This window comes from Geobacillus sp. B4113_201601, from assembly GCF_001587475.1.
Taxonomy (GTDB): Bacteria; Bacillota; Bacilli; order Bacillales; family Anoxybacillaceae; genus Geobacillus; species Geobacillus icigianus.
The window spans coordinates 1-984 of the sequence record NZ_LQYX01000049.1 but is presented as its reverse complement, the minus strand read 5'-3'; the positions used below and the strand labels follow the sequence as shown (position 1 = coordinate 984).

Annotated in this window: 1 protein-coding gene; it reads right to left on the bottom strand. The window is 46.7% G+C overall.

Annotated features, from left to right (window positions below; all coding sequences use genetic code 11):
* Nucleotides 1–984: IS4 family transposase (locus B4113_RS07850; protein WP_061912395.1), on the bottom strand; the 984-nt coding region annotated here is incomplete at both ends.

Sequence of the window (984 nt, the reverse complement as noted above, 5' to 3'; positions counted from 1 at the left end):
CATGGCAAACATGACCGTAGAGCTGATCAATAAGGCAATCAACGTTCCATACAAGTGGCACTGAAAGCGAGTCCCTTTCATCCGTTTGAATCGATGAATGTGAAACAGGGATTTCCATGTTTTAACTATCACCTCAATTTGCCAGCGAAGAGAATACAGCGTATGAATGTCATGCAAGGAGGTATCAATCGCTGGAATATTGGTGATATATACATATATTGGGTGGGGACGTCGCGTCACGTACGCGGCCCCTTTTTGTTTGGCCTTCTGTTTCCATTGTTCTTCCTTCTGTTGTTCCTGTTTTTCGGTCAGCCGATACACAATGAGTCGCGGTTGATGAACTTTCTTTCCACTGACATACACATCTTCCAGTTCTATGGTTTCTCCGGGTTGCAGCATCGCAAGGAAATCCTCTGGTTCCCATTTTCGAAATTGGTCTCCTTCTTTTTGGTAAATCCCTACATTGTGTTTGAGCCGCGAAATGTAAAAGGCTCCGGCATCATGAATCGCTTGCAATCCCTCAAGAGAAAAATAGCCCAAGTCTTTCAAACAAAGGTCTCCTTCTTGAATGGTCGATCGAAGGGACGCTCCGTAGGCGGCGTCATGATGACGAGCATCCCCAACGTCCACATGGAGAAACTTCCCTTCTAGACATTCATATTCTAACTGAATTTTCACCCCAGGCCCCGCACATCCCTCGTAAATCCCTTGGATCTCAGGAGGCAGTTGAAACGACGTGGAATCGAGAATGCGAATCCGGCGAAACAGCGAATGTCTTTGACACACGTGACGGGCCTCCTGCGTCTGATGAATCAGCAGTTTTTCGAACACCGCTTTGAGGAAACTCACTGCTTTTTCGTTAAACCGTTGATTGAGCCCTTCCGCACTCAGAGAGGTGTTTTGCTTAAGAGCTAGAGCACTGCAGAGCTGCACCAATGATTTTTGACCGCCTTCTTCTTGGAGAAATGTGCAAAGTGCCACGAA